General features: G+C 66.1%; 24 protein-coding genes and 1 tRNA gene. 14 read left to right on the forward strand and 11 right to left on the reverse strand.

The annotated features are described in order from the left end of the window. The first annotated feature begins 23 nt into the window (after positions 1-23). Positions 24-869: a LysR substrate-binding domain-containing protein gene (locus DNK34_RS01775; protein ID WP_131174444.1), complete on the forward strand. Its 846-nt coding sequence runs from the start codon at positions 24-26 to the stop codon at positions 867-869. On the opposite strand, the gene DNK34_RS01780 is transcribed toward DNK34_RS01775, so the two are convergent. Continuing rightward, positions 859-1,614, reverse strand: coding sequence for a sulfite exporter TauE/SafE family protein (locus DNK34_RS01780; protein ID WP_131174445.1), 756 nt, complete (start codon positions 1,612-1,614; stop codon positions 859-861). The two genes, DNK34_RS01775 and DNK34_RS01780, sit on opposite strands and share 11 nt — an antisense overlap. A gap of 107 nt (positions 1,615-1,721) precedes the next feature. Between DNK34_RS01780 and DNK34_RS01785 the strand changes: the two genes are divergently transcribed. Then, entirely contained in the window at positions 1,722-2,684 is a 963-nt protein-coding gene (locus DNK34_RS01785; RefSeq protein WP_131174446.1) for a LysR family transcriptional regulator, read from the forward strand. Between the two features lie 71 nt (positions 2,685-2,755). On the opposite strand, the gene efp is transcribed toward DNK34_RS01785, so the two are convergent. Next, a complete protein-coding gene (gene efp / locus DNK34_RS01790; protein ID WP_131174447.1) occupies positions 2,756-3,328 on the reverse strand; it encodes an elongation factor P in 573 nt (190 codons plus the stop codon). 47 nt (positions 3,329-3,375) lie between these two features. Beyond that, positions 3,376-4,536: an elongation factor P maturation arginine rhamnosyltransferase EarP gene (gene earP, locus DNK34_RS01795; protein ID WP_131174591.1), complete on the reverse strand. Its 1,161-nt coding sequence runs from the start codon at positions 4,534-4,536 to the stop codon at positions 3,376-3,378. A gap of 245 nt (positions 4,537-4,781) precedes the next feature. Between earP and DNK34_RS01800 the strand changes: the two genes are divergently transcribed. Both DNK34_RS01800 and DNK34_RS01805 read left to right on the forward strand, forming a co-directional pair. Then, positions 4,782-5,024, forward strand: coding sequence for a type II toxin-antitoxin system Phd/YefM family antitoxin (locus tag DNK34_RS01800; RefSeq protein WP_131174448.1), 243 nt, complete (start codon positions 4,782-4,784; stop codon positions 5,022-5,024). Next, a complete protein-coding gene (locus tag DNK34_RS01805) occupies positions 5,021-5,284 on the forward strand; it encodes a Txe/YoeB family addiction module toxin (protein WP_131174449.1) in 264 nt (87 codons plus the stop codon). The genes DNK34_RS01800 and DNK34_RS01805 overlap by 4 nt, the downstream gene beginning before the upstream one ends. 82 nt (positions 5,285-5,366) lie before the next feature. Here DNK34_RS01805 and DNK34_RS01810 read toward each other — a convergent pair. Beyond that, positions 5,367-5,456 (reverse strand) — tRNA-Ser (locus DNK34_RS01810). A 324-nt stretch (positions 5,457-5,780) separates the two neighbouring features. On the opposite strand from DNK34_RS01810, the gene DNK34_RS01815 reads away from it, so the two are divergent. From DNK34_RS01815 to DNK34_RS01825, 3 genes are all read left to right on the forward strand, one after another. Beyond that, positions 5,781-6,470, forward strand: a complete 690-nt coding sequence (locus tag DNK34_RS01815) for a crotonase/enoyl-CoA hydratase family protein (RefSeq protein ID WP_131174450.1) — start codon at positions 5,781-5,783, stop codon at positions 6,468-6,470. Positions 6,471-6,772: 302 nt separating this feature from the next. Beyond that, complete coding sequence (locus tag DNK34_RS01820) at positions 6,773-7,495, forward strand: lysophospholipid acyltransferase family protein (protein WP_131174451.1); 723 nt, start codon at positions 6,773-6,775, stop codon at positions 7,493-7,495. A gap of 60 nt (positions 7,496-7,555) precedes the next feature. Continuing rightward, positions 7,556-8,527, forward strand: coding sequence for a magnesium and cobalt transport protein CorA (locus DNK34_RS01825; protein ID WP_131174452.1), 972 nt, complete (start codon positions 7,556-7,558; stop codon positions 8,525-8,527). A 317-nt stretch (positions 8,528-8,844) separates the two neighbouring features. On the opposite strand, the gene DNK34_RS01830 is transcribed toward DNK34_RS01825, so the two are convergent. The 3 genes from DNK34_RS01830 to DNK34_RS01840 form a co-directional block, all read right to left on the reverse strand. Further along, positions 8,845-9,639, reverse strand: a complete 795-nt coding sequence (locus tag DNK34_RS01830; protein ID WP_131174453.1) for an ABC transporter permease — start codon at positions 9,637-9,639, stop codon at positions 8,845-8,847. Beyond that, positions 9,636-10,568 (reverse strand): ABC transporter ATP-binding protein, encoded by a 933-nt coding sequence (locus DNK34_RS01835; protein ID WP_131174454.1) that lies wholly within the window; start codon positions 10,566-10,568, stop codon positions 9,636-9,638. The genes DNK34_RS01830 and DNK34_RS01835 overlap by 4 nt, the downstream gene beginning before the upstream one ends. Before the next feature lie 69 nt (positions 10,569-10,637). Next, on the reverse strand, positions 10,638-11,258 hold the full coding sequence (locus DNK34_RS01840) for a glutathione S-transferase (RefSeq protein ID WP_131174455.1): 621 nt from the start codon (positions 11,256-11,258) through the stop codon (positions 10,638-10,640). Between the two features lie 373 nt (positions 11,259-11,631). On the opposite strand from DNK34_RS01840, the gene DNK34_RS01845 reads away from it, so the two are divergent. Beyond that, on the forward strand, positions 11,632-14,079 hold the full coding sequence (locus DNK34_RS01845) for an acyl-CoA dehydrogenase (RefSeq protein WP_131174456.1): 2,448 nt from the start codon (positions 11,632-11,634) through the stop codon (positions 14,077-14,079). Between the two features lie 73 nt (positions 14,080-14,152). Next, complete coding sequence (locus DNK34_RS01850) at positions 14,153-14,563, forward strand: PA2817 family protein (RefSeq protein WP_131174457.1); 411 nt, start codon at positions 14,153-14,155, stop codon at positions 14,561-14,563. A gap of 51 nt (positions 14,564-14,614) precedes the next feature. Here the strand turns inward: DNK34_RS01850 and DNK34_RS01855 are convergent, their stop codons facing one another. Beyond that, positions 14,615-15,508, reverse strand: a complete 894-nt coding sequence (locus DNK34_RS01855; protein WP_131174458.1) for a LysR family transcriptional regulator — start codon at positions 15,506-15,508, stop codon at positions 14,615-14,617. A 332-nt stretch (positions 15,509-15,840) separates the two neighbouring features. On the opposite strand from DNK34_RS01855, the gene DNK34_RS01860 reads away from it, so the two are divergent. From DNK34_RS01860 to DNK34_RS01880, 5 genes are all read left to right on the forward strand, one after another. Then, positions 15,841-16,830: a zinc-binding dehydrogenase gene (locus DNK34_RS01860; RefSeq protein ID WP_131174459.1), complete on the forward strand. Its 990-nt coding sequence runs from the start codon at positions 15,841-15,843 to the stop codon at positions 16,828-16,830. Positions 16,831-16,857: 27 nt separating this feature from the next. Next, positions 16,858-17,475 carry an O-methyltransferase gene (locus DNK34_RS01865; RefSeq protein WP_131174460.1) on the forward strand — a complete coding sequence of 206 codons (618 nt, stop codon included), beginning with the start codon at positions 16,858-16,860 and terminating at the stop codon, positions 17,473-17,475. A 78-nt stretch (positions 17,476-17,553) separates the two neighbouring features. Continuing rightward, positions 17,554-18,441, forward strand: coding sequence for a YghX family hydrolase (gene yghX / locus DNK34_RS01870; RefSeq protein WP_131174461.1), 888 nt, complete (start codon positions 17,554-17,556; stop codon positions 18,439-18,441). 61 nt (positions 18,442-18,502) lie between these two features. Continuing rightward, complete coding sequence (locus DNK34_RS01875; protein WP_131174462.1) at positions 18,503-19,861, forward strand: hypothetical protein; 1,359 nt, start codon at positions 18,503-18,505, stop codon at positions 19,859-19,861. Positions 19,862-19,883: 22 nt separating this feature from the next. Then, a complete protein-coding gene (locus DNK34_RS01880; protein ID WP_131174463.1) occupies positions 19,884-21,191 on the forward strand; it encodes a carboxylesterase family protein in 1,308 nt (435 codons plus the stop codon). A 97-nt stretch (positions 21,192-21,288) separates the two neighbouring features. On the opposite strand, the gene DNK34_RS01885 is transcribed toward DNK34_RS01880, so the two are convergent. From DNK34_RS01885 to DNK34_RS01895, 3 genes are read right to left on the reverse strand one after another with little or no spacing between them, the layout of a single operon-like run. Continuing rightward, positions 21,289-22,464 (reverse strand): HupE/UreJ family protein, encoded by a 1,176-nt coding sequence (locus DNK34_RS01885; RefSeq protein ID WP_131174464.1) that lies wholly within the window; start codon positions 22,462-22,464, stop codon positions 21,289-21,291. Next, positions 22,461-23,684 (reverse strand): DUF3500 domain-containing protein, encoded by a 1,224-nt coding sequence (locus tag DNK34_RS01890; protein ID WP_131174465.1) that lies wholly within the window; start codon positions 23,682-23,684, stop codon positions 22,461-22,463. Before DNK34_RS01890 ends, DNK34_RS01885 begins: the two co-directional genes overlap by 4 nt. Before the next feature lie 19 nt (positions 23,685-23,703). Then, positions 23,704-25,023 carry a carboxylesterase family protein gene (locus DNK34_RS01895; RefSeq protein WP_131174466.1) on the reverse strand — a complete coding sequence of 440 codons (1,320 nt, stop codon included), beginning with the start codon at positions 25,021-25,023 and terminating at the stop codon, positions 23,704-23,706. Positions 25,024-25,123 lie beyond the last annotated feature (100 nt).

Here is a 25,123-nt window from a genome sequence, read left to right on the forward strand (position 1 = left end):
CCTAGCATCTTCTGGATTGATGAATGAACCCTATCGACAGCGAACTGTTGCGCACCTTCGTGGCCATCGCCGACCACGGCGGCTTCACCCGCGCCGCGGAGATGGTCAACCGCACCCAGTCGGCGGTCAGCATGCAGATGAAACGCCTGGAGGAAGACGTGATCCAGCGTGCGCTGTTCCAGCGCGAAGGACGCCAGGTCAGTCTTACCGCCGAAGGCGAGGTGCTGCTCGGCTATGCGCGGAGAATTCTCAAGCTGCATACGGAAGTGCTGAATACCCTGCGCGAGCCACACATGGTCGGTACGGTGCGCATTGGCACTCCGGACGATTACGTCATGCGCTTCATGCAGAGCATCCTCAAGCGCTTCGCCCAGTCCTATCCCCTGGTACAGGTGGAGTTGCATTGCGAGCCTTCGGTCAACCTGCTGCAACGCCAGGATCTGGATCTGACCATCATCACCCGCGAGCCGGGTGCCGAGGTCGGCCAGTTGCTGCGCCAGGAACACCTGGTCTGGGCCCAGGCCGCCGATGCCAATCTGCATGAGCTGTCGACCCTGCCCCTGGCCATGTTCAATACCCAGTGCTTCTGCCGCTCCTGGGCCTGCAATGCCCTGGACGGCCTGTCGCGGGGCTATCGCATCGCCTACAGCAGCCCAAGCCTGTCGGCCATCATGGCCGCGGTCAGCGCCGGGCTGGCCATCACCGCGCAGTTGCAAAGCCTGATCCCCGCGGATCTGCGCATCATCGGTAGCGACGAGGGCATGCCCGGCCTGCCGATGGCGAGCATCATGCTGTTGCGCAACAACCGCACCCGCTCACAGGTGAGCGAGGCCCTGGCCGAGCAGATCGTGGAGGGCTTCAGGCTTTGAGGCCGAGCAGCAGCGCACAGAGCAGCAGGAACGCCGTGAACAGGATGCGCAACAGCCGCTCCGGCAAGGCATGGGCCAGGCGCACACCCCAACTGATGCTGAGCAGACCACCGATGGCCAGCGGTACCGCCAGCCTCCAGTCGACATGGCCGTGCAAGGCGTAGGTCGCTAGCGTCACCCCGGTGCTGGGCGCCGCAAGCGCCAGCGACAGCCCCTGCGCCACCACCTGGGTGGTGCCGAACACGCTGGTCAGGATCGGCGTGGCGATCACCGCCCCACCGACGCCGAACAGCCCGCCGAGGAGCCCCGAGCCACTGCCCAGCACGGCGAGCCATGGCCAGGGATGGCGCAGCTCGCCGCCAGCCACCGGCGTATGCAGGCACATGCGCAACAGGTTGTAGAACGCCAGTGCGACGAGAAAGCCGACGAAGGCCAGGCGCATGAATCCAGCATCCAGGTTCACCGCCCAGCCAGCACCGAGCAAGGCGAACAGAAAGCTGCTGACGGCCAGTGCCAGCGCATGCCGCAGTTCGATGCGGTTGCGCTGGTGGTAGCGCCACAGCGCCAGCAGCACGTTGGGCACCACCATCACCAGCGCGGTTCCCTGGGCCAACTGCTGATCCAGGCCGAACATCACCCCGAGCACCGGAATCGCGATCAGGCCGCCGCCAATGCCGAACAGCCCGCCAATGGTGCCGAGCAGCAGGCCGAGCAGGACATTGAGGGTGAAAGCGAGCGGATCCATGGCATCCTCCAGACGGGCGGTGCGCGCATGCTAAGTCCTGTGGCATGACGGGGTAACGCACAACACGGCATAATGGCTTTGCCTATCACGCACAAGCACAAACAACCATGAACCCCGACGCCCTGACCGATCAGCTCAGCCTGTTTCTCGATGTACTGGAAAGCGGCAGCTTCTCCGCCGCGGCGCGCCTGCACCCGCTCACCCCTTCGGCGGTATCGCGGCGTATCGATGCCCTGGAGCGTTCGCTGGACTGCAGCCTGTTCAGCCGCAGCACCCATGCCGTACGCGTCACCCCGGCCGGCCTGGCGTTCGCCGAGCGCGCCCGTCGCATCCTGGCCGAACTGCACCTGGCCCGCGCCGAAGCGGTGGCGCTGAGCAGTGCGCCCGAGGGGCTGATTCGCATCGATGCCCCCGCGCCATTCGGCCGCCGTCATCTGGCCCCGGCCATCGCCGACTTCCTCGGCGCCTACCCGGGCCTGGACGTACAGCTGAGATTGATCGACAGCTTCGTCGACCTGCACGGCGCGCATCTGGGCGAGGTCGACCTGGTGCTACGTATCGGCCCGCTGGCCGATACCCGCCTGGTGGCCACTCCCCTGTCACCCCTGGTACGCGTGGTCTGCGCCAGCCCGGCCTACCTGGCGCGCCGCGGCGTGCCGCGCAGCCCGCAGGAACTGCTGGAACATGACGGCCTCGATTGGGACGGCCTGGCACCGACCCATGCCTGGCGCTTCGACGTCGACGGCAAGCTGGGCATCTATCGTCCCAAACGGCTGCGCATGACCGCCAACAATGCCGAGACCCTGCTGTTCAGCGTGGCCGCCGGCCTGGGCGTGGCCCATCTGCCGACCTGGCTGACCAGCGAATACCTGGCGCGTGGCGAACTGGTCGCCCTGTTCTGCGAGAACGGTCTGCCGGCCCCCGAACCCAGCGGCATCTACGCCCTGCGCCTGGAACGCGCTACCGACTCGCGCAGCCGCCTGCTGCTGGAATTCCTCAAGAACCGCTTCGGCCCCACGCCCCCTTGGGACATCCCCCTTCAAGGCCTGCAGCGCGGCGCCGGCAACTGAGCGAGCGAAAAAAATGCAGGCATGAAAAAGCCCGGCACACAGGCCGGGCTTCCGCTACCGCCAGGCGTCGATCAGACCGGCGCCTTGGCGCGCGACTTGTACTCGCCAGTGCGGGTGTCGATCTCGATCCAGTCGTCGATTTCGCAGAAATCGGCAACCTTGACTTCGGTGCCGTTGCTCAGCTTGGCCGGCTTCATCACCTTGCCCGAGGTGTCGCCACGGGCGGAACCTTCGGTGTAGGCGATCTGGCGAACGATGGTGGTCGGCAGGTCTACCGAAACCACTTTGCCTTCGAAGAACACGGCTTCGCAGACATCGGTCATGCCATCGACGATGAACGGCAGAACGCTTTCCAGGTCTTCCTGGTTCAGTTCGTACTGGTTGAACTCTTCGTCCATGAACACGTAGTTCGGTTCGCTGAAATAGGAGTAGGTCACGGCGATGCGGTCGAGGATGACCGGCTCCATCTTGTCGTCGGCCTTGTACACGGTCTCGGTCGAGGAGCCGGTCAGCAGGTTGCGCAACTTCATTTTGACGATGGCGCTGTTACGACCGGATTTGGTGAATTCGGCTTTCTGGATCAGCCAAGGTTGGCCGTCAATCAGGGCCACACTGTTGGGCTTCATTTCTTGTGCGGTTTTCATACGAATAATCCGGATTTGAATGGAGTTACGAAAATCGAGGCCGCATATCATAGCCAATTTCGGTAAAACTGCACCAGCGCTGTCGCAAGATCCGCCTGCGCCGCCTGTCCGCGCGCCCAGGATTCCGCCTGCGCGGCGAGCTCCGCCCAGTGCGGCGACAGCTCGTCCCAGGCCTCGCCGATCGCCTCGCCGGCGTTCCAGGCGCGCCAGAAACGCCCCAGCGCCGTCGCGGCGGACGGCGAAAGCGAGCGACAGTAAAGCGCCAGAAACGCTTCGAGCTTGTCCCAGTGCGCGCCCTCCTGCTGCGGGTAGATGTGCCAGAGCAACGGTCGCCCGGCCCACTGCGCGCGGACGAAGGAATCCTCGCCACGCACCAGGTTGAAATCGCAGCACCACAACAGCAGGTCGTAGCGATCCTGTTCGAGAAACGGCAGCACCTGGATATGCAGGGCGCCCCGCCGATGGCGTGTCCCGGCGCCGAGCGGCTCCCCCAGCCACCGAGCGATATCGCCGAGGATGCGTCCCTCGGGCACCAGCAGATGAGTCTCGACAGGGCCCGCGGCCAGCCTGTCGAGCCATTGCCCCAGGCCGGCGTTTTCATAGGCGAACAGCGATATCAGCCGCGCCGGCGCCGGGATCATCACGCCGATCGATGCCAGGAATTCATTGCGCGCCGCGGCATTTCCCTGAAAGACGCTGCGCCGCGCCAGCAGATCCGCCTCACGCAGCAGGCCACCGCTGGCTGCGGTGAAGCCCGGGAAGAAGAAGAACTTCTGCAGGCCGTTGCCCTGCAACGAAGGCAAACCGTGACACCCGTCGATCCAGCCTTCGGCACTGAGGTACTCCAGGTTCAACCAGAGCACCCGGGCCGGGTGCGCCGCCATGGCCGCCACGTAGGCGGCCGGCAGCTCGCAGGCTAAAGCCTCGATCACCACATCGGCCGGCTCGGTCGTCTGCCAGGCCGTGCCCCAGCGGCGGATTTCGACACCGCGCTGCCACTGGCGCTCGGCCCGGGCATCCGCCTGCGGGCAGATGCGGGCGAAGGCGGCCAGCTCATCGACCCACAGGCGTACCTCGGCGCCCTGCTCGGCCGCCAATTGCCGGGCCAGGCGCCAGGTCACGCCGATATCGCCGAAATTGTCCACGACACGGCAGAAAATATCCCACTTCACAGCCTGGTTCCCGGTATCAAGGAGGTATCCATGCATAGATTTTACAATGGCAGACTGGCACAACGATCCGCTGCTCAGTCCGCAATACGTTTGTTGCCCAGCAACACAAGTGGCTACCGACAGCGCAATTCTACTTCGCTTCCAAGGCTGCGCGGTTGCCATCACCCGCTGTTCCGTGCATTTGCAAGACGCTTTGCGTTCAACCCGCTTAACGACGAAGAGCCCTTAACATGACGTACGACTTAGCGTACGATTCGAGCATCCTCAGGAGGCCAAGCATCATGCAAATACTCACCGCCAGCGAAGCACGCACCAACCTGTATCGATTGATGGATCAGTCCGCCGAATCCCATCAGCCGATTCTGATCTCGGGCAAGCGCACCAACTCGGTTCTGATCTCGGCTGAGGATTGGGAAGCCATCCAGGAAACGCTGTACCTGCTGTCCGTTCCTGGCATGCGCGAATCCATCAAGGAAGGCATGGAAGAGCCGGTAGACGACTGCGCCAAGGAACTCGACTGGTGACCTGGCAGCTCGCTTTCACGAAACAGGCTCAGAAAGACGCCAAGAAACTTGCTGCAGCAGGCTTGAAGGACAAGGCCAAAGCCTTGCTGGACATGGTTCAAGTGGACCCCTTCCAGAACCCGCCACCGTACGAAAAGCTGGTGGGCGACCTCTCCGGCGCTTACTCGCGGCGCATCAACATCCAGCACCGTCTCGTTTATCAGGTGCTGCAGGATGAGCACGTGGTCAAGGTGCTGCGGCTCTGGACCCACTACGAATAAAGCGCTTTCGACAGTCACCCGACCCAGAATGCAAAAAGCCCCGAAAACAGCGACGTTTTCAGGGCCTTAGGTATTTCGAAAGTGGCGGTGAAGAAGGGATTCGAACCCTTGATACGGTTTCCCGTATACACACTTTCCAGGCGTGCTCCTTCAACCGCTCGGACACTTCACCGGATCTCGACAGGCAGTGCTGTCTGTCGAGGCGCGCTAATGTAGCCGAACAGTTCGCCAAAGGCAAAACTTTTTTCAGAAGATTCATGCGCTTAAGCCCGCGGGCGCAATCACATGCCGGACCGCGGCCCTCGCGCAATCGTCCGTTTTTGCTGGTTCGCCACGATGCCCGAGCCGCATGCGCTGCCGCAGCATGACCCTGACTCACCGGTCAGCCGCGGCGCTTTACCTGGGCGGCATGGATGGGTAACGTCTGCCCCACTCCAGCCGAGGGTCTGTCGAAGACCGCGCTGATACGCCAACAGACTCTAACAAGGAACCGACCATGAGCGACCTGATCAGCTATCGACTCGACGACGGCATCGCCACGCTGACCCTGAGCAATGGCAAGGTGAACGCCATTTCCCCGGAGGTGATCGCTGCATTCAATGGCGCCCTGGATCAGGCGACCCAGGACAAGGCCATCGTCATCCTCACCGGGCAACCGGGCATTCTCTCCGGTGGCTACGACCTCAAGGTGATGACCTCCGGGCCACAGAACGCCATCGACCTGGTCGCCGCCGGCTCGACCCTGGCGCGGCGCATGCTCGCCCACCCCTACCCGATCATTGTCGCCTGCCCCGGCCATGCGGTGGCCAAGGGCGCCTTCCTGCTGCTGTCCAGCGATTATCGCATCGGCGTCGACGGCCCCTACAGCATCGGCCTCAACGAAGTGCAGATCGGCATGACCATGCACCACGTGGGTATCGAGCTGGCCCGTGACCGCCTGCGCAAGTCGGCCTTCCATCGCTCGGTGATCAATGGCGAGATGTTTGACCCGCAAGGCGCTGTGGATGCCGGTTTCTTCGACAAGGTGGTGCCGGCCGAACAATTGCTGCCCACGGCTCTGGCCGTTGCCCAGCAGATGAAGAAGATCAACATGAACGCGCACCGCAACACCAAGCTCAAGGTCCGTGCCGCCCTGCTCGAGACCCTCGACAAGGCCATCGAACTGGACAAGCAACACCCCCTCTGAGGCAACGCCCGCCTTATCGACCTGCGCCGCTACAGGGCACCTCTAAAAACGTTGGCGAGGCAGTCAGCGCAAGGCAAAAACAGGTGAAAAAGCGCAGTTCACGAGCTGTAAATGAGCATTTTGACCAGGCTGGCGATCCAGCCTGTTTTTAACGCCGCGATGACAACGCAGGTAGTTTTTTAGAGGTGCCCTACAGGCGCAGGTCGGCGGCAATCACCGGCAATAACCTGCAGGTCGGCGTCAATTGCCGAAAACGATAGCCGCCCTTACACTGCGCGACCTTTTCCGAGATGGTCGTGATCATGCTGTTTGTTCTGCGAATGCTGATGATGGGCGTGCACTTCGTCATCGCCGGCATCCTCGGTCTGCTGCTGGGGCTTTGCCGGCCGTTCCATCCCGATAACAGCCGCCTGTGCGCCCGCCTCTACTCGCTGCCGGCCCTGTGCCTGCTGCGCCTCGGACTCAGGAGCGATACCCGCAGCCTGGCCGAGCACGAGCGTTCCTGCGTGATCGTGGCCAACCACCAGTCCAACTACGACCTCTACGTGCTCGGCCGCGTGGTCCCCCCTCGCACCGTCAGCATCGGCAAGAAGAGCCTGAAGTGGATCCCGCTGTTCGGGCAACTCTACTGGCTGGCCGGCAACGTGCTGATCGATCGCGGCAATGCCCGCCGCGCCAGACGCTCGATGCTCGAGACCACCGAAGCCCTGCTGCACAGGAACACCTCGATCTGGGTCTTTCCCGAGGGCACGCGCAATGGCGGTGGCGAGATGCTGCCGTTCAAACGCGGCGCGTTCCAGATGGCCATCGCCGCTGGCGTGCCGATCATCCCCGTATGCGTCAGCAGCTATATCAGGCATCTGCGCCTGAACCGCTGGAACAGCGGCAAGGTGATGATCCGCTCGCTGCCGGCGATCCCCACCGCCGGGCTGAGCATGGATGACCTGCCACACCTGATCGACGAGTGCCGCCAGCGGATGCAGGCCTGCATCGACAGCATGGACGCCGAACTGAACAACGCCTGAGCAGGCACATGCCCACGCAAGCGGGTAAGCTGAAGCCATCCACCACGCATGGGGTACAGCATGGGCGAAGTCGTTGCCGCCGCCGTCTACAGCAAGGGCCGCAAGGTCACCGATATCCACCTCGACGAAGGCCGCGCCTGGGCCAGCAAGCCCGGGCACTTCGTCTGGATCGGCCTGCACGACCCGGGCAGCGAAGAGCTGGGCAGCCTGCAGCAGCAGTTCAATATCCATGAACTGGCCCTGGAAGACGCCCTGCAGCGGCATACCCGGCCGAAGCTGGAAACCTTCGGCGACGCGCTGTTCCTGGTGCTCTATTCGCCCTTGCGTATCGACGGCGAGCTGACCTTCGTCGAAACCCAGCTGTTCGCCGGTAACGGTTACGTGATCAGCGCCCGCTACGGCGAGTCGACCCCCTATTCACGGGTGCGCCAGCGCTGCGAGGCACGGCCGCTGCTGCTCGAGCACGGCGAAGACTTCGTGCTCTACGCCCTGCTCAGCTTCGTCATCGAGAACTACCGCCCGTTGATGGACGGCTATTACGCCGAGCTCGAGCAGATCGAGCAGGCGGTGCTGGAATCCGCGATGAGCCAGGCCGACGTGGTGCACATCCAGCACCTGCGCCGCGACCTGCTGCGCCTGCGCCGCAACATCGGCCCCCTGGCGGAGATCTGCCAGGAACTGCAGCGCCTAGACTTCCCCTTCATCGACAAGAACATGCGCCCCTACTTCCGCGACGTGGCGATTCATGTCAGCCGTCTACTCGAGGACCTGACCAACCTGCGGGAAATGGCCGACCACGCCATCGAGATCGGCCTGCTGCTGGAGTCGTCGCGGCAGAGCGTGGTGCAGCGCAAGTTCGCCGCCTGGGCGGCGATCCTGGCCTTCCCCACCGCCGTGGCCGGGATCTACGGCATGAACTTCCACAACATGCCCGAGCTGAACTGGCAATACGGCTACTTCGGTGTACTGGGCTTCATCGGCCTGGGCTGCACCGCGCTCTACGCCAGCTTCCGCCACTACGACTGGCTTTAGCGCGGCGAAGAGCGTCAGGCTCGTGCCGGGGGGATCGAGGCACATGGCTGACGCTCTCCGACAGCCGATGCCTGAAGCTTGATCCGGCCATCGGTGGTGAATTGTTCGGTGGATCGATAAAGCGTGATCCGCCCTACACGGAAGCGCAGAATGGCCACATTCGTGTGGGAGCCGCGACCTCGCGGCAAATCGTGGCCATACCGCGATTCTTGCAGCATGGCCTCCATCGCATCGCGCCGGGGGCGGCGCTCCTACGTGTGAACCCTGACTGCGAACGGGCTCTTGCAAGCCGATCAAGACGGTATCTACTGAGACGCTCACTGGCGCATGCCGCGACCGCTGATCAGCAGGCGTACGCACAGTACGTAGAGCACGGCCGTGGCCACCAGCATGAAGCCGATCGCCGTACCGATGCGGATGTCCGACACCCCGAGAATGCCGTAGCGGAAGGCGTTGACCATGTGCAGCACCGGGTTGGCCATCGACACCGTCTGCCAGAACGGCGGCAGCAGGCTGATCGAGTAGAACACCCCGCCCAGGTAGGTCAGCGGCGTCAGCACGAAGGTGGGAATGATCGAGATATCGTCGAAGTTGCGCGCGAACACCGCGTTGACGAAGCCGCCCAGGGAGAAGATGGTCGCGGTCAGCAGCACCACCAGCACGGTCAGGCCGAGGTGGTGCACCTGCAGGTGGGTGAAGAACAGCGACAGCAGGGTCACGATCACCCCCACCGCCAGGCCGCGCAGCACGCCACCGGTGACATAGCCGATGAGAATGGTGTGCGGCGATACCGGCGACACCATCAACTCCTCCACCGAGCGCTGGAACTTGCTGCCGAAGAAGCTCGACACCACGTTGCCGTAGGCGTTGGTGATCACCGACATCATGATCAGCCCGGGCACGATGTATTCCATGTAGCTGAAGCCGTCCATGTCGCCGATCTGCCGGCCGATCAGGTTACCGAAGATGACGAAGTACAGCACCATGGTGATGGCTGGCGGCAGCAGGGTCTGCGGCCAGATACGGGTGAAACGGCGCACCTCGCGATAGATGATGGTGCGCAGCGCGACCAGGTTGGCGCCGAATTCGGAACCGGGAATGGCGCCACTCATACCGCCACCTTCGACAGATTCTTCTCGACCAGGGACACGAACAGCTCCTCCAGGCGGTTGCTTTTATTGCGCAGGCTGAGCACCTCGATGTGCTGCGCCGACAGTTGGCGGAACAGTTCGGTGACCCCGAGGCTCTTGTCCACCTGCACCTCGAGGGTGTGATGATCGACGATCTTGGCCGGGTAGCCGGGCAGGCTCGGCGCCACCGCCAGGGTGTCCTTGAGGTCGAGCAGAAAGGTCTCCACGTGCAGCTTCTTCAGCAACGCCTTCATGCTGGTGTTCTCGACGATGCGGCCATGGTCGATGATGCCGATATGGCGGCACAGCTGCTCGGCCTCCTCCAGGTAGTGGGTGGTCAGGATGATGGTGATGCCCTGCTTGTTCAGCTCGGTGAGAAAGCTCCACATCGAGCGGCGCAGCTCGATGTCGACCCCGGCGGTGGGCTCGTCGAGGATCAGCAGGCGCGGCTGGTGCACCAGCGCACGGGCGATCATCAGGCGGCGCTTCATGCCCCCCGACAGTTCCCGCGAGGCGACGTCGCGCTTGTCCCACAGGCCCAGTTGATTGAGGTACTGCTCGGCACGCTCCCTGGCCAGGCGCGCGGGAATACCGTAGTAGCCCGCCTGGGTGACGACGATGTCGAAGACCTTCTCGAACTGGTTGAAATTGAATTCCTGGGGTACCACGCCCAGGCAGCGCTTGAGCGCGGCGGGCTGTGCGTCCAGGTCGTGACCGAACACGTTGACCGTGCCGGAGGTCTTGTTCACCAGGGTGGAAAGAATGCCGATGGTGGTGGATTTGCCGGCGCCGTTGGGGCCCAGCAAGGCGAAGAAATCACCCTCGGCAACATCCAGGTCGAGGCCGTGCAGGGCCTGAAAACCGTTGCCGTAGGTTTTGGTCAGCTGTCGGATCGACAGAGCAGTACTCATAAGCAATACGCACGCAGGAAAAGAAGGATTAGGTAAGGGCGTCGCCCGCTGATTGCAACGGATCGGCGCTCAGGTCAGCTCGGTCATCACCGTCTGACGGTACGCCGGCCGCTCGCGCAGACGGGCATACCAGGCTTGCAGGTGAGGCAGCTGCGGCCGCTCGATGGGCATCTCGAACCAGGCGTAGATGAAACACCCCAGCGGAATGTCGCCCATGGCGAAGGTGTCGCCGGACAGGTAGGGCCGCTCGGCCAGCGCCTGCTCGGGCAGACGCAGCAGCGCCGAGCAGCGCTGCCTGGCCGCGTCGATCAGGGCCGCATCGCGCTGCTCCGGCGGCGTACGCAGCACACCCCAGAACAGGTCGCGAAAGGGGCCGGCGAACGTGGAGGTGGTCCAGTCCATCCACTTGTCCCCGGGCGCACGCGCTGCCGGCTCCGCCAGGTACAGGCTCTCCCCGCCATAGGCGGCCGCCAGGTAGCGCACGATGCTGTTGGATTCCCACAACAACAGATCGCCGTCTTCGAGGACCGGCACCAGGCCATTGGGATTCCTGGCGAGAAAGTCCGGCTGATCGACCACGCCAAAGGCGCCGCCAGCCTCCAGGCGCGTATAGGGCACGCCAACCTCCTCGGCCGCCCACAACGCCTTGCGCACATTGGTGGAGTTCTTGCGCCCCCAGATTTTCAGCATCACCTACCTCGTTCTTATAGCAGCCCGTCGAATCGGCAGCCGACTGGCAACATCGAGCAACAACCCTACCATTCTGGCCGAAAGAAGGAAGCGCAGCGCACTGATGTTGCCTATCGAGCTCATTCATGAAGGCCGTTCGGGCACAGCGGCAGACATCCGTCAGGGACTGACCGACAGGTCATGTCCGGGCGCGATTTGTTAGCCGAACTCCCCCATCGGGGGGCGGTCAGTATCGAGGAAGCGGCAGGTCGCAACGCGGCATTGAGACGCGCATCCGGCCCCCGTCAACGACCCTGTCGGCACCTGTCCCGGTTGCTGGCTACGCTTATGGCGTCGACAGCCGTTCTGTCGCCGTCATCATGGAGGATTCTGCATGCTCGCTGTCTGGTTGCTCGTTCTGGTTGTCGGCACGGCCTACCTGGCCCACCGTCGCACGGCGCCCCTGCCCGCCCTGACCATAGTCGCCGTCTACCTGCTCGCCATGGGCGCCTACAGCCACGCGCCCGGCTGGCTGCTGGTGATCTTCTGGCTGCTGTGGCTTGCCGTGGCCATCCCGCTGGCGATGCCGGAGCTGCGCCGCAAACATTTCACCGCCCCGCTGTTCGCCTGGTTCCAGAAGGTACTGCCGCCCATGTCGGCCACCGAGAAGGACGCCATCGAGGCCGGCACCGTGTGGTGGGACGGCGAGCTGTTCAGCGGCCGGCCGGACTGGGACAAGTTGCTGGCCTACCCCAAGGCACGCCTGACCGACGAGGAGCAAGCCTTCATCGATGGCCCCACCGAGGAGCTCTGCGCCCTGGTCAGCGACTGGGACATCGGCCAGCGCATGGACCTGCCCGCCGAAGCCTGGGCGCATATCAAGCAGCACGGCTTCTTCGCCCTGATCATTCCCAAGGAATACGGCGGCAAGGGTTTCTCCGCCTACGCCCACTCCCAGGTCGCGATGAAGCTGGCCACCCGCAGCGGCGACCTGGCCTCCACGGTAATGGTGCCCAACTCCCTCGGCCCGGCCGAACTGCTGCTGCACTACGGCACCGAAGCGCAACGCAACCACTACCTGCCACGCCTGGCCCGTGGCGATGACATCCCCTGCTTCGCCCTGACCGGGCCGATGGCCGGCTCCGATGCCGGCGCCATGCCCGACAGCGGCGTGATCTGCAAAGGCCAGTGGAACGGCGAGGAAGTCATCGGCCTGCGCCTGAACTGGGAAAAGCGCTACATCACCCTCGGCCCGGTGGCGACCCTGCTCGGCGTCGCATTCAAGGCCTACGACCCGGAACACCTGCTCGGCGACAAGGAAGAACTGGGCATCAGCCTGGCGCTGATCCCCACCGACACCCCCGGGGTGGAGATCGGCCGCCGCCACCTGCCGCTCGGCGCCGCGTTCATGAACGGCCCCAACGCCGGCAAGGACGTATTCGTCCCCCTCGATTACCTGATTGGCGGGCCGGACTACCTCGGCAAGGGCTGGATGATGCTGATGAACTGCCTGTCGGTCGGCCGTTCCATCTCGCTGCCCGCGGTCGGCACCGGCGCCGCCAAGTACACCAGCCTGGTCACCGGCCAGTACGCGCAGATCCGCGAGCAGTTCAACGTGCCGCTGTCCGCCTTCGAAGGCATCCAGGAAGCCCTGGCGCGCATCGGCGGCAACGCCTGGCTGATGGACAGCGCCCGTATCCTCACCGCCAACGCGGTGGATCTGGGCGAGAAGCCCTCGGTGCTGTCGGCCATTCTCAAGTACCACCTGACCGAACGCGGTCGCGAATGCATCAGCCACGCCATGGACGTGCACGGCGGCAAGGGCATCATCATGGGCCCGAGCAACTACCTCGGCCGTTCCTGGCAGGGGGCGCCGATCTTCATCACCGTCGAGGGAGCCAATATCCTCTCGCGCAACCTGATGATCTTCGGCCAGGGCGCCATCCGCTGCCATCCCTACGTGCTCAAGGAAATGGCCCTGGCCGGCCGCGAGGATCGCGACGAAGCCCTGCTGGAGTTCGACGACCTGCTGCTGCAGCACATCGGCTTCGCCGTGAGCAACGCGGCCAGCACCCTGATCCTCGGCCTGAGCCTGGGTACCCTGGGCAAGGTGCCCGGCGACGCCCTCAGCCGTCCGTACTTCCGCGCCCTCAACCGCCTGGCCGCGGCCTTCGCCATGCTCGCCGACTGCAGCATGATGCTGCTCGGCGGCGAACTGAAGCGCCGCGAGCGCCTGTCCGCGCGCCTCGGCGACGCCCTCAGCCACCTGTATCTCGCCTCGGCAGCGCTCAAGCGCTACCACGACCAGGACTACCCGGAGCATTCCCGTCCCCTGTTGCGCTGGGCCCTGGAAGAGAGCCTGAGCAAGGCCGAACAGGCGCTGGAGGGGTTGCTCGGCAACTTCCCCAGCCGCGTCCTGGGCTGCCTGCTGCACGTACTGGTGTTCCCGTTCGGCCGCCGCCATACCGGGCCCAGCGACGCGCTGGATGCCCAGGTGGCCGCCATCATCGGCCGCAATGCCGGGGACCCGGCCCTGGAAGAGCTGCTCGAGGGCTGCTTCCGCCCGAGCGCCGGCGACGACCCGGTCGCCGCACTGCAACAGGCCATGAACCTGCTGCATGACGTCCAGCCCCTGCAGAAAAAACTGCGCAAGGCGGTCAAGGCAGGCCAGGTCCGGGAAACGCCCGGGCAGAGCGAGATCGACAGCGCCGTCGCCGCCGGCGTGCTCAGTGCCGAAGAAGGCCAGAGCCTGCAGCAGGCCGAGACGGCCCGGCGCGTGGTGATCGACGTCGACGACTTCAGCAAGGAGGAACTGCTGCCCAGCGCGGGCAAGATCCGCTAACCCCGGCCAGGCACGACAGCGGGCGCCTGGAGCTCTATACTCCGGCGCCCGTTTTACTTACAGGACCGCTGACATGGCCAACGCCCACCTCGATCACCACCTCGCCCTGCTCGCCCACCTGCGCAGCATCCTGGTCGCCCTGGGTGAAGCCGAACAGATTCTCGACGACAGCCACGCCAACTTCCTCGAGCGCTATGACGAACTGCTCGCCGAGCTGCCCGTGGATCAGGAGAACAGTCAGTACCTGGGCCAGGATCTGATCAGCCAGATCTTCCAGCGCTACCCGCAGATCGCCCACCTGGTACCGCGCGACCTGTTGTGGTTCTTCGGTGGCGACTGCCTGCACTTCATGCCGGACGAAGAGATCGAGATGTACCAGCAACTCGAGGAGCACCGCTTCGCCGCCCTGGAAGACGACGAACCCTTCGACTGGAACCAGGAAAAGCAGCTGCTGGCCCTGCCGCCCCACAGCAGCAAGCACTGAGTCCGAACGAAAACGCCGCTGAAATACCACGCAGCCCGGGACGGCGGCGGCCTAGTGCCCGGATGCAGGCGGCTGGAAGATACGCATTGTCCGGAGCTGCTCTATCACCCAGGCGGCGCGGGCCGAGAGTGGCCATTCCGAACGATGGATCAGCCAGAGCGTGTCGACCACCGAGGCAGCGCCCGAGACCACGCTGATGGCTTCCGCCCGGGCGAAGGCCAGGCGGGCGTATTTCGGTATGACGGTGAACCCAAGGCCGCGGGCAACGGGCTCCAGTATCAGGCCGATCTGGTTGCTGAAACCGTGGCAAGGCAGGTTTCCCACGCCTGGGTTACCGGGAAAGCGTCGGCTTAACAGGCGCGTGGCCATTGCCTGCCCATCGGGGTGGTCGATGAAGCCAAGCCGCTCGAGATCCTCCCAGCTCTCCACGTTCTCCCTGGCTGGCACGACGAGCTCTAGGGAATCCTCGAAGAACGGCTGTGCCGCGATGCGCGGATCGTCGGGCTTGAGCGTGACCAGGCCCAGTTCGTACTGTTTGCGCAGTACGGCCTCCAGCGTCTCGGGGTCGGGCGCGAAACGATGGCGAATGACCAGACCGCGATGCGCCTGCTGCAACGCCAGCAGGATGGGATAGAGGGCGAGCCCGACGCTGCCCGGCGTGATCAGGCTGATTTCGCCGCTGCCGACCTGGCCATCGGCCAGGCGCATCCGCAGGCGCTTGTCCGCCTGGCCGATCTCGGCGCAATAGTCCAGCAAGGCTGCGCCGGCCGGCGTCATCTCGATCTGCCGGGGCCGGCGGATAAGCAGTGGACCGAGCTGTTCTTCGAGGTGCCGCACATGCTGACTCACGGCCGCCTGGGTCAGGCCCAGGCGCTCGGCGGCACGGGTGAAGCCGCCCATCTCGACCAGGGTGGCGAAGGTTCTCAGCCACTGCGGATTGAGCATAAGTAAATTTTATGTGTTCGATAAGGATCCATTAGATTTCATCTTGCTCATTCCTGTCTAACCTTGTCAAACCAGCCTGCCGCGAGCCCCTCCCGTGACGTGTCCCCATCCACGCAGCTTTTCACAGTCCATGTCTGCCTCCATGATCCAGGCTTCGAAGGCCTGGCGGCGAAAACCGCCGCTGCAGGCGGCAAGCAGCACATGCCGATACACGAGTGCTTCCCCGGCGAAAGCCCTGGCGCAGGACCTGCGGTTCGGCGCCATCCCGGGAAGCTGCAGCCACAGCCATGAACCGACCTATCCGACCGGGGCCTACCAGTAGGAGCACAAGCATGCAGGACGAATCACTGCCCGATCATTACCGTGCATGGCGCTGGCATGGAAGCGCCGAACCGCTGGAACTGACGCTGGAGCAGGTCCCCCTGCAACCGCCCGGGGCTGGGCAAGTGCTGGTGCGCAACGCCGTGATCGGCTTGAACCCGGTCGACTGGAAGGTGCTCGGCGGCGGCCTGGTCGATTGGCGAGCGGGTCACATCGCAGGCGTCGATGGCGCGGGCGACGTGGTGGCCATCGGGCCCGACGTAGCCGAGACATGGCTGGGCCGGCGCGTGGCCTACCACACCAGCCTGCACGGCCACGGCAGCTTTGCCGAATACGCACCGGTGGCCACGCGAGCCCTGCTACGGCTGCCCGATGCGCTGGACTTCGAGGTGGCGGCCAGCTTCCCCTGCCCGGCGCTGACGGCCTGGCTGGCGATCGAGAAAGTACCGGCACAACCGGGACAGCCACTGCTGGTCAGCGGCGCTGGTGGTGCCGTCGGGCATTACCTGGTGCAGTTGGCCAACGAACGCGGCTTCGCCGTCACCGCGATGGCCAATGCCCGGCACTGGGATCGGCTGCGTACCCTGGGCGCACGCGACTGCACGGCCGGGCCACTGGCCGACGGCCAGGCCTGGAGCGGCGGCCGGCGTTTCCATGCGGTGATCGACACGGTCAGCGGCAATCATGCCGAACGCATGGCCGAGGCGCTACGCGCCAATGGTCATCTGGTCTGCATCCAGGACCGCGTGCCGCAGTGGCCATGCGCAGCTTTCGGCTTGGCCCTGTCCATGCACGAGGTGGCGCTAGGCGCGCTGCACGTGCATGGCGACGACGAGGCCTGGGCGCGCCTGACCAGCGCCGGAGAGCGGATGCTGGACGGGATCGGCGCAGGGCGTCTGCACCCGGAGGCGCGCATCGTAGGCCGTTTCGACACGCTGGCACGGCAGCTGGAAGACCTCCGCCAGCGGAGCTTTTCCGGCAAGGCGCTGGTGCGTGTGTAATGACGTTATTCGATTGAGGACATCGCCATGGACGCCAAGATCAACCAAGTGCTCGAGCTCTACCACGCCCGCATGCGCGAGGAGCGTGGCGCGCCCCGGGTGGAACCGCCTGGCGGCCGCGATGGCGGCCAGGATCAGCGCATGCGCGCCATCGGCCCGGAAACCGGACAACTGCTCAACATCCTCGCCAGGAGCCTGCAGGCACCGACCATCCTCGAGCTCGGCACCTCGTTCGGCTACTCCGGCATCTGGCTCGCGGAAGCGGCGCGTGCGAGCGGTGGGCGCCTGGTGACGATGGAGCTGCACGGCTACAAGTCGGCCCATGCGCAGGAGATGTCCACCCGGGCCGGGCTGGCGTCCTGCGTCGACTTCAAGGTCGGCGACGCGGTGCAGATGATCGGCGAGTTGCCAGGCCGGCTGGACTTCGTCTTCGTCGACCTGTGGAAGGATCTCTACGTGCCCTGCCTGGAAGCCTTCTACCCCAGACTCAACCCGGGTGCGATCATCGTGGCCGACAACATGCTGCGTCCCGGCAGCGAGGACGTGCTCGCCTACGGCCGCGCCATCCGCGGCAAACCCGGCATCAGCAGCGTGCTGCTGCCAGTGGGTAGCGGCATCGAGGTCAGTCGTTATCAGCCGAGTTGAGGCGCGCCACCAGCATCGGCCGCGGCCATGCCCTGTACATCGCTCGACCAATAACCAGCCTTAAGAAAGGAGCTTACGATGTCCCGACTCACCGCCAAGGATTTCCACCCCGAGCTGCTGGAGCTCTACGACTTCTACGTCCACGGCCGGATCAGCCGGCGCGACTTCCTCGACCGCGCCGCGAAGTTCGCGGTCGGCGGATTGACCGCCGCCGCGATTCTCGCCTCGCTGAGCCCGGACTACGCGCTGGCCCAGCAGGTGCAGTTCACCGATCCGGAGATCGTCGCCGAGTACATCCGCTACCCATCGCCGAACGGCCATGGCGAGGTGCGCGGCTACCTGGTTCGACCGGCCAAGAGCCAAGGCGCCCTGCCAGGCATCGTCGTCGTGCACGAGAATCGCGGTCTCAATCCGTACATCGAGGACGTGGCCCGGCGCGTGGCCAAAGCCGGCTTCGTCGCCCTGGCTCCCGATGGCCTGAGTTCGGTCGGCGGCTATCCGGGCAATGACGAGCAGGGTCGCGAACTGCAGCAGCAGGTCGACCCGCAGAAGCTGATGAACGATTTCTTCGCCGCCATCGAGTTTCTCCTGGCCAGCGAACTGACCACGGACAAGGTCGGTATCACCGGCTTCTGCTACGGTGGCGGCGTCTCCCATGCGGCAGCGGTCGCCTACCCGGAACTGGCCGCCGCGGTCCCCTTCTACGGCCGCCAGGCCAGTCCCGGGGATGTGCCACGGATCAAGGCGCCGCTGCTGATCCATTTCGCCGAGACCGATCCCAACGTCAACGCCACCTGGCCGGAGTACGAGGCGGCACTGAAGGACGCCGGCACGACCTACGAGGCGTATTTCTATCCCGGTACCAACCACGGCTTCCACAACGACTCCACCCCGCGCTACGACGAGGCCGCGGCCAAGCTCGCGTGGGAACGAACCGTCGCCTGGTTCAAGCGTTATCTGGTGTAGCGCACGGAAACCGGGTGCAGGCGCGGCACACGACGGACACTGAAGGTCAAACAGGCGGCAGATGCGATCTCGACGGGAGTTCCTGCGCACAGGACTGGTATTGGGCACTGCGGCGCTGGTGCTGCCCGGCGTAGCCTCCGGCGCCCCGCGGAACGCGGCGTCCTTCAGCGCCGGTGCCGGTCGGCAGGAGGTCGTATTCCCGAGCGGCCTCTATCCGTTGGACGGTTTTGCCGGCCAGCACGATCCGCTCGCGGTACGCGTCCTGTTGCTGGACGACGGCGACACGCGGGCGGCCATCGCGGTCGTCGACCTGACCTCGATCTCGGCGGAGATGATCGCCGGCATGAAGGCTATCCTCGCCGAGGTCGCCGGCGTCGCAGCGGATCACGCCATCGTCTGCGCCAGCCACACCTTCTCGGCACCGCACGTGTTCAGCGGCGGCCAGGCGCCGCCCGGCACCGACACCTCGCGCAACGCAGCGGCCCTGGCGGCCTTCGAGTCGGCACTGCGGGCGGCCGCGAGGCAAGCCGTCGCCGCGCTGCAGCCGGCGCGCCTGGGGGCCGGCCAGGGCAGCACCCGGGTCAACGTCAATCGCGATGTCGCCACGCCCCACGGCTGGTGGCTGGGCGCCAACGATGCCGGCTTCGCCGATTCCGCGGTCGGCGTGCTGCGCATCGATGGCGCCGACGGCCAACCGCTGGCGATCGTGATGAATGCCGCGGTGCAGTCCTCGGTCATGGACGGCTCCGAGCGCGCCCAGGGCGGCAAGCTGATCAGCGCCGACCTGGCCGGAGCGGCGGCGCGCCACGTCGAGGCCCATTACGGCGCCGACACGGTGGCGCTGTTCCTGGTCGGCGCGGCCGGCGACCAGGCGCCCTACCTGCAGGCCAACCGCCATGTCGTCGACGCCGACGGCCGTGCCGGCCGGGTCGACATCCACGAAGCGGGCTTCGCCCTCGTGGCTCTGCTCGGCGAACGGCTCGGCGGCGAGGTCGTGCGCGTCGCCGAGGGCATCGCGGCACAGCCCGCGCCGCGGCTGGAGATACGCCGTGAGTCCGTGGCAGTGACCGCGCAGGCGTTCTCGCCGCGCAACGCGGCGACCGGCCCGGTCACCGCCTTCGACTACGCGCCCGGCGCGAAGACCGCACTGCCGGTACTGGTGTTGCGCCTCGGTGACGTTGCGCTGGTGGGCGTGCAGCCTGAACTGGCCGCCAGCATCGGCGCGCAGATCCGTGCCGACTCGCCCTGGCCGCATACCCTGGTGGCGACGATGGTCGACGGCGCGGCCAAGTACATGCCCGACATGCAGAGCTACGAGCGCTACACCTACGAGGCCCGCAGTTCGCCCTACGCCCGGGGAGCGGCCGAAGCGGCGGCGACAGCGATCGTCGACCTGCTGCAACGGATGAACACACCTTGAGAATCGAAGCGGAGAACACGCCATGTCGTCACGTCGAGACTTCCTGATCATGAGCGCAGGCATCGGCACGCTGCTGGTGCTCGGTTTACCCGCGTGCACGCGAAACCTTCTCGGCCAGGCGCAGAGCGCCACGGCCGTCACCCAGGTGTTCGGCGACGGCGTGCGCCTGACCGCGGTGGCCGTGGAGTACCCCGCGCTGGTCGCGAGTGCGAACCTCTCCGCCGCCGACTTCCAGGTCGCGGGCCGCACCGTCACCGGCGTCTTCGCCAGCGGCTCCAGCGATCCCGCGGATCGGGCGACGGCCGGCCGCTTCGTCATCGTCGCCCTGTCGCCCGAGGACGCCAATGCGACCCTGGCCGAGAAACTGCCAACGCAGGCTGGCAGCGGCCAGCCAGGATCGGCTCAGGGTGGCCGTGGCCCTGGCAACGCCGGCGACATCCCGACCTACGACACGGCCTACCGGCCGGCCCAGGCCACGCTCACGGCACCAGGCGCGGGCACGCTGGCGACCCGCGCCGTGAAGAACCTGATCGTCGACGATTTCCGGCAACTGGCGTTCCACGACTCCAGGACCGGCGACCGGCTCCAGTACAACCTGTTCGTGCCCAGGGACTACGACCCGCAACAGTCCTACCCGCTGGTGCTGTTCATGCATGACGCCGGCGCGACCAGTGACGACCCCTTCGCCACCCTGTTCCAGGGCCTGGGCGCGATCGCCTGGGCCAGCCCCGAGGACCAGGCCCGGCGCCCGTGCTTCGTGCTGGCGCCGCAGTTCGCCGAGATCATCGCCGACGACGACTCGCGGACCAGCAGCATGCTCGACACCACCATCGACCTGATCGAGGCGCTGGCGAACCAGTACAGCATCGACCGCAAGCGCCTCTACACCACTGGCCAGTCCGGTGGCTGCATGATGTCCATCGCCATGGACATCAAGTACCCGGACTTCTTCGCGGCCTCCTTCCTGGTCGCCGGGCAATGGGACCCGGCGCTGGTGCAGCCGCTGGCCCGGCAGAAGCTGTGGATCCTGGTGTCGCAGGACGACGACAAGGCCTATCCCGGGCAGAACGCGATCACTGAGGTGCTGGAGGCGGAAGGCGCCCGGATCAGCCGCGCCACCTGGGACGGCACCTGGAACGCCGAGCAATACCGTGCGGCCTTCGAGAAGATCGACGCCGAGGGCAGCCCGATCAACTACGTGAGCTTCGCCAAGGGCAGCGTGCTCCCGCCGGGGGATTCGGGTGCCGGCGCCAGCGGGCACCGCAACACCTGGCGCATCGCCTACAGCATCGAGCCGATCCGCGAATGGATCTTCCGCCAGCAGCGCTAGGAGATGCGAACCCCGCTGGGGCAGCAGTCGCTCCAGCGCTGGTCGCGGCCCTGGCTCGGCCGGCATCTGCGCGCCGATGTGCGGCACCTGATCCCGCTCAGGGCGTTGCGCTGAGCGCCAGGCCGAGGTAATGGATTCCCGCCACTCCGATCCCGAACGACCCGAGCCGCTGCAACCCCGTCGAAAAACGCCCTCCCGAGACGGTATCGCAGCGGGCACGGCGCCCCCCCTTCAGCAATCCGAACAGCGGCAGCAGCAGCACCTGATGGCCGGCTTCGACGCCGAGGCTGAAGCCCAGCAATGCAACCAGGATCGTCTCCCCGGGCATCTGCCGCATCAGGTCGAGCAGGCCATCGGCGAAGCCCAGGCCGTGGAACAGGCCGAAGCAGAAGGCCACGGCCAGCCGGACGCGGCCGTGCGCCGAGGCCGGCCAGAAGACGTTCTGCAGCGCCACGACGACGATGCTGGCAGCGATCAGCGGTTCCACCACGGCCGCGGGCAGGTGCACCCAGCCCAGCGCGGCGAGCACCAGGGTGAGCGAATGGGCGATGGTGAAGGCCGTGACGACCTTCAGCAGCTCCCAGAACGTCGTGGCCGCAAGCGCCAGGGCGGCGGCGAACAGCAGGTGGTCGTAGCCGCCGAGAATGTGCTGGATACCGTGCCAGAAGAAGGTGCCGAGCACCGGCTGGCGTTGTTGCACATCCGTATCCGTCGACGCGGCGGAAGTGCCGGCAAGCGTGAAATCCAGCCGGTAGTTGGACTGGTCGGCGCTGCGCCGCTGGCCGGTGATGCGGATGGCCGCATCGCTCGGCACCAGGGCGTTCACCAGATAGACGGCCCCGGTGTGCGGGTGGCGCTGCTCGAGCGTGAGCCGGTGCTCGCCGTCAGCAGCGGGCGGCAGCTCGGCACGCAACGCGAGCGCGATGTCGCCCAGGCCCTGGCGCAACGCGTCGACCGGCGCATAGGCCGAAGAGACCAGCCGCAGCGGCAACGGGTGGCCGTCGATGTCGAGCGCAAGCGCCCCGCCCACCTGGTCCGCATAGGCCCGCTGCTCGGCTTCGGAGAGAACGCCATCGCCGTCCGCGTCGATGGCGGCCAGCACCTCCCCCGCCACCTCCACACCCGGCGTCAGGCGCACCTGCAGAACGACATGGTCGCTTGCGACAGCGACCATCGTGGCCTGCAGGTATTCGTCCAGCCGGTGCGCCGGCGCGGACGCGCTCCAGCAGGCGCACAGGAGGAAGGCGAGCAGCGCCCGCCAGGCTTTCGTCATGGCAGGGTGAATTGCTGGCCGTAGTCGTTGCTGGGGTCGCGGTAGACCGTGTGCACGTGCATCGTCGGGTCGCCGCCCACGCCCTGGGGCGAGAACTCGATGACCAGCCTCGGCCCCTGGATACGGTAGTAGGCGCTGCCGTTCCTGCCCGGCTCATGAGTGGTCGGGCCGCTCCAGGCGAACCAGGTGTCGTCCAGCCCGGTGCGGATCTCGGCCATGCGCGGCGCGGCATAGGCCTCGCCGACGATGCCGGCCCATTCGCCGATCAGGTCGAGCAGCAGCGCACGCTGGCGCTCGTCCATGGCCGACGCCTGCAGGCCCTCGGGCACGAGGGTCTCGGCGCTGCGGCCCGGCCCGAGCACGAGATCGTTCACACGGTAGTCGAGGATGGCCTGCTGGCGCTGCGGGTCGTCCAGCGCCTCCAGCAGCGCGAACGCCTTGTCGTTTTCCCCGGCGAGCACGCGCACGCTCCTGTCGCCCACGGTATAGACGGACGGCTGGGCGCCGGTGAGGGTCGGCGTGAGCACGCCGCGTGCACCGACGATCACCACATTGAGGCCGAGGTGGTGGCCGCCGAACTGCACCATCCACGGCGCGCTGACGCTTGGCGTGCCGAAGATGCCGAGGGTGTAGTAGGCCGTGCCGGAGGCGTAGTGGGTGCCGCCTTCGGACAGGGCCTGATCGGAGCCCATGATATCCAGCACCTTCTGGTAGCCCTGAGGACTGAGCAGCGTCTGTAGCAGGCGCAGCGCAGCGGCGCGCTGGGCGTCGCTCAGACTGCCGAGCTGCAGGCCGGGGCGCGGCACGTCGCTGACCGGATAGTTGGACCAGACGGCCGCGCCATACTGCTCGCCGACGAAGCCGCCAGCCGGGCCCATGCCCGGGCCGCCACCCTCCGCGCGCGGGCCAGAGGGACGCCCCGCTTCTCCCGCGCGACCGCCCGAACCACCATTGCCCGCACCACCCGGTAGCGGCCCACTGCGGGCGAATGTGGCGGCGCTCGCGGCCTTCTGCGGGGTGAAGGGAAACTGCGCCTGGGCGCGCTGCTCGGCAGCGAGCGAGTCGAGGAAGCCGGTCGCCGCAGCGACGACGGCCTGGGTCTGCTCCTGCGCCGCGATCGGCGCTGCGACGTCAGCGCCGGACTCCGCCGCCCAGCCCGCGCTGCCGAGGGTCGTGCCGGCCAGGACCAGGGCCGATGCGATGCATGTCAGTTTGCGCATTCTCGCTGCTCTCCTTGAATTAGCCGTGCTGGCGGAAAATCCACTCGCGGATCGGCTCGATGCCGTAGGCGATGCGCCAGGTGTTGCGGTGCCCGCTGGCGCCGGCACCCGAATCCCCCGGCGGGAGCACGCTGCCCTTGGCGAAGCTCACGTAGTTGATCGGGCTGCCCTCGGCGTCGATTTTCTCGAAGGCCGCGCGGTATTGCTCGGCGTTCCAGGTGCCGTCCCAGGTGGCGCGGCTGATCCGGGCGCCTTCCGCCTCCAGCACCTCGGTGATCGCGTTCTGCCCGGGATAGGCCTTGTCGTCGTCCTGCGACACCAGGATCCACAGCTTCTGCCGGGCCAGCGGCTGCACCAGCGCCGGGTCCCACTGCCCGGCGACCAGGAAGGAGGCCGCGAAGAAGTCCGGGTATTTGATGTCCATGGCGATGGACATCATGCAGCCACCGGACTGGCCGGTGGTGTAGAGGCGCTTGCGGTCGATGCTGTACTGGTTCGCCAGCGCCTCGATCAGGTCGATGGTGGTGTCGAGCATGCTGCTGGTCCGCGAGTCGTCGTCGGCGATGATCTCGGCGAACTGCGGCGCCAGCACGAAGCACGGGCGCCGGGCCTGGTCCTCGGGGCTGGCCCAGACGATCGCGCCCAGGCCCTGGAACAGGGTGGCGAAGGGGTCGTCACTGGTCGCGCCGGCGTCATGCATGAACAGCACCAGCGGGTAGGACTGTTGCGGGTCGTAGTCCCTGGGCACGAACAGGTTGTACTGGAGCCGGTCGCCGGTCCTGGGGTCGTGGAACGCCAGTTGCCGGAAATCGTCGACGATCAGGTTCTTCACGGCGCGGGTCGCCAGCGTCTCGCCGTCCGCCAGGAGCAGCGATGCGGTGGGCGCACGATAGACCGGGCTGTCGCTGGTGCGGCTGCCGGCCTTGCCGGGACCGCCGCCGGGACCACCCGGGCCGCCACCGCCATCGCGCGTACCCGTGCCGTTGCCCTGGCCCCGGGCCCTCTGCTGGGCGAGAGGGGCATCGGCATCGTCCGGCGACAGGGCGAGGATGACGAAACGACCCGACTCGGCGCGGTCGGCCGGATCGGCGGAGGTGCTGGCGAAGGCCTCGACCAGGGTTCGGCCCTCAACCTCGAAGGCTGCGGTCGACAGCGTGGTGCCCTCGACCGGCGCGCTGTATTCCACCGCCACCGCGGTCAGGCGGATACCGTCGCCGAAGACCTCGGTGATGGCGCTGGCTTGCCTGGCCTGCCCGACACCGCTGCGGGCGCAGGCCGGGACGCCGACCACGACCAGCGTCGCGGCGCTCATGAGCAGGAAATTCCTACGCGATAGCATGTTCGTTCTCCTTCGCTTTTCAAGGCTGTTCCAGCCGTTTCCATTGTTCGACAGCGCGGCCACGGCCTTCGTGGCGCATTCCGGCCATCAGCGATCCCGC

It is taken from the genome of Phytopseudomonas dryadis (genome assembly GCF_004327355.1).
GTDB lineage: Bacteria > Pseudomonadota > Gammaproteobacteria > Pseudomonadales > Pseudomonadaceae > Aquipseudomonas > Aquipseudomonas dryadis.

Coding starts and splice junctions, on each gene's coding strand:
- DNK34_RS01775 (WP_131174444.1), top strand. CDS start 24: ATGAACCCTATCGACAGCGAACTGTTGCGCACCTTCGTGGCCATCGCC.
- DNK34_RS01780 (WP_131174445.1), bottom strand. CDS start 1,614: ATGGATCCGCTCGCTTTCACCCTCAATGTCCTGCTCGGCCTGCTGCTC.
- DNK34_RS01785 (WP_131174446.1), top strand. CDS start 1,722: ATGAACCCCGACGCCCTGACCGATCAGCTCAGCCTGTTTCTCGATGTA.
- efp (WP_131174447.1), bottom strand. CDS start 3,328: ATGAAAACCGCACAAGAAATGAAGCCCAACAGTGTGGCCCTGATTGAC.
- earP (WP_131174591.1), bottom strand. CDS start 4,536: ATGCATGGATACCTCCTTGATACCGGGAACCAGGCTGTGAAGTGGGAT.
- DNK34_RS01800 (WP_131174448.1), top strand. CDS start 4,782: ATGCAAATACTCACCGCCAGCGAAGCACGCACCAACCTGTATCGATTG.
- DNK34_RS01815 (WP_131174450.1), top strand. CDS start 5,781: ATGAGCGACCTGATCAGCTATCGACTCGACGACGGCATCGCCACGCTG.
- DNK34_RS01820 (WP_131174451.1), top strand. CDS start 6,773: ATGCTGTTTGTTCTGCGAATGCTGATGATGGGCGTGCACTTCGTCATC.
- DNK34_RS01825 (WP_131174452.1), top strand. CDS start 7,556: ATGGGCGAAGTCGTTGCCGCCGCCGTCTACAGCAAGGGCCGCAAGGTC.
- DNK34_RS01830 (WP_131174453.1), bottom strand. CDS start 9,639: ATGAGTGGCGCCATTCCCGGTTCCGAATTCGGCGCCAACCTGGTCGCG.
- DNK34_RS01835 (WP_131174454.1), bottom strand. CDS start 10,568: ATGAGTACTGCTCTGTCGATCCGACAGCTGACCAAAACCTACGGCAAC.
- DNK34_RS01840 (WP_131174455.1), bottom strand. CDS start 11,258: ATGCTGAAAATCTGGGGGCGCAAGAACTCCACCAATGTGCGCAAGGCG.
- DNK34_RS01845 (WP_131174456.1), top strand. CDS start 11,632: ATGCTCGCTGTCTGGTTGCTCGTTCTGGTTGTCGGCACGGCCTACCTG.
- DNK34_RS01850 (WP_131174457.1), top strand. CDS start 14,153: ATGGCCAACGCCCACCTCGATCACCACCTCGCCCTGCTCGCCCACCTG.
- DNK34_RS01855 (WP_131174458.1), bottom strand. CDS start 15,508: ATGCTCAATCCGCAGTGGCTGAGAACCTTCGCCACCCTGGTCGAGATG.
- DNK34_RS01860 (WP_131174459.1), top strand. CDS start 15,841: ATGCAGGACGAATCACTGCCCGATCATTACCGTGCATGGCGCTGGCAT.
- DNK34_RS01865 (WP_131174460.1), top strand. CDS start 16,858: ATGGACGCCAAGATCAACCAAGTGCTCGAGCTCTACCACGCCCGCATG.
- yghX (WP_131174461.1), top strand. CDS start 17,554: ATGTCCCGACTCACCGCCAAGGATTTCCACCCCGAGCTGCTGGAGCTC.
- DNK34_RS01875 (WP_131174462.1), top strand. CDS start 18,503: ATGCGATCTCGACGGGAGTTCCTGCGCACAGGACTGGTATTGGGCACT.
- DNK34_RS01880 (WP_131174463.1), top strand. CDS start 19,884: ATGTCGTCACGTCGAGACTTCCTGATCATGAGCGCAGGCATCGGCACG.
- DNK34_RS01885 (WP_131174464.1), bottom strand. CDS start 22,464: ATGACGAAAGCCTGGCGGGCGCTGCTCGCCTTCCTCCTGTGCGCCTGC.
- DNK34_RS01890 (WP_131174465.1), bottom strand. CDS start 23,684: ATGCGCAAACTGACATGCATCGCATCGGCCCTGGTCCTGGCCGGCACG.
- DNK34_RS01895 (WP_131174466.1), bottom strand. CDS start 25,023: ATGCTATCGCGTAGGAATTTCCTGCTCATGAGCGCCGCGACGCTGGTC.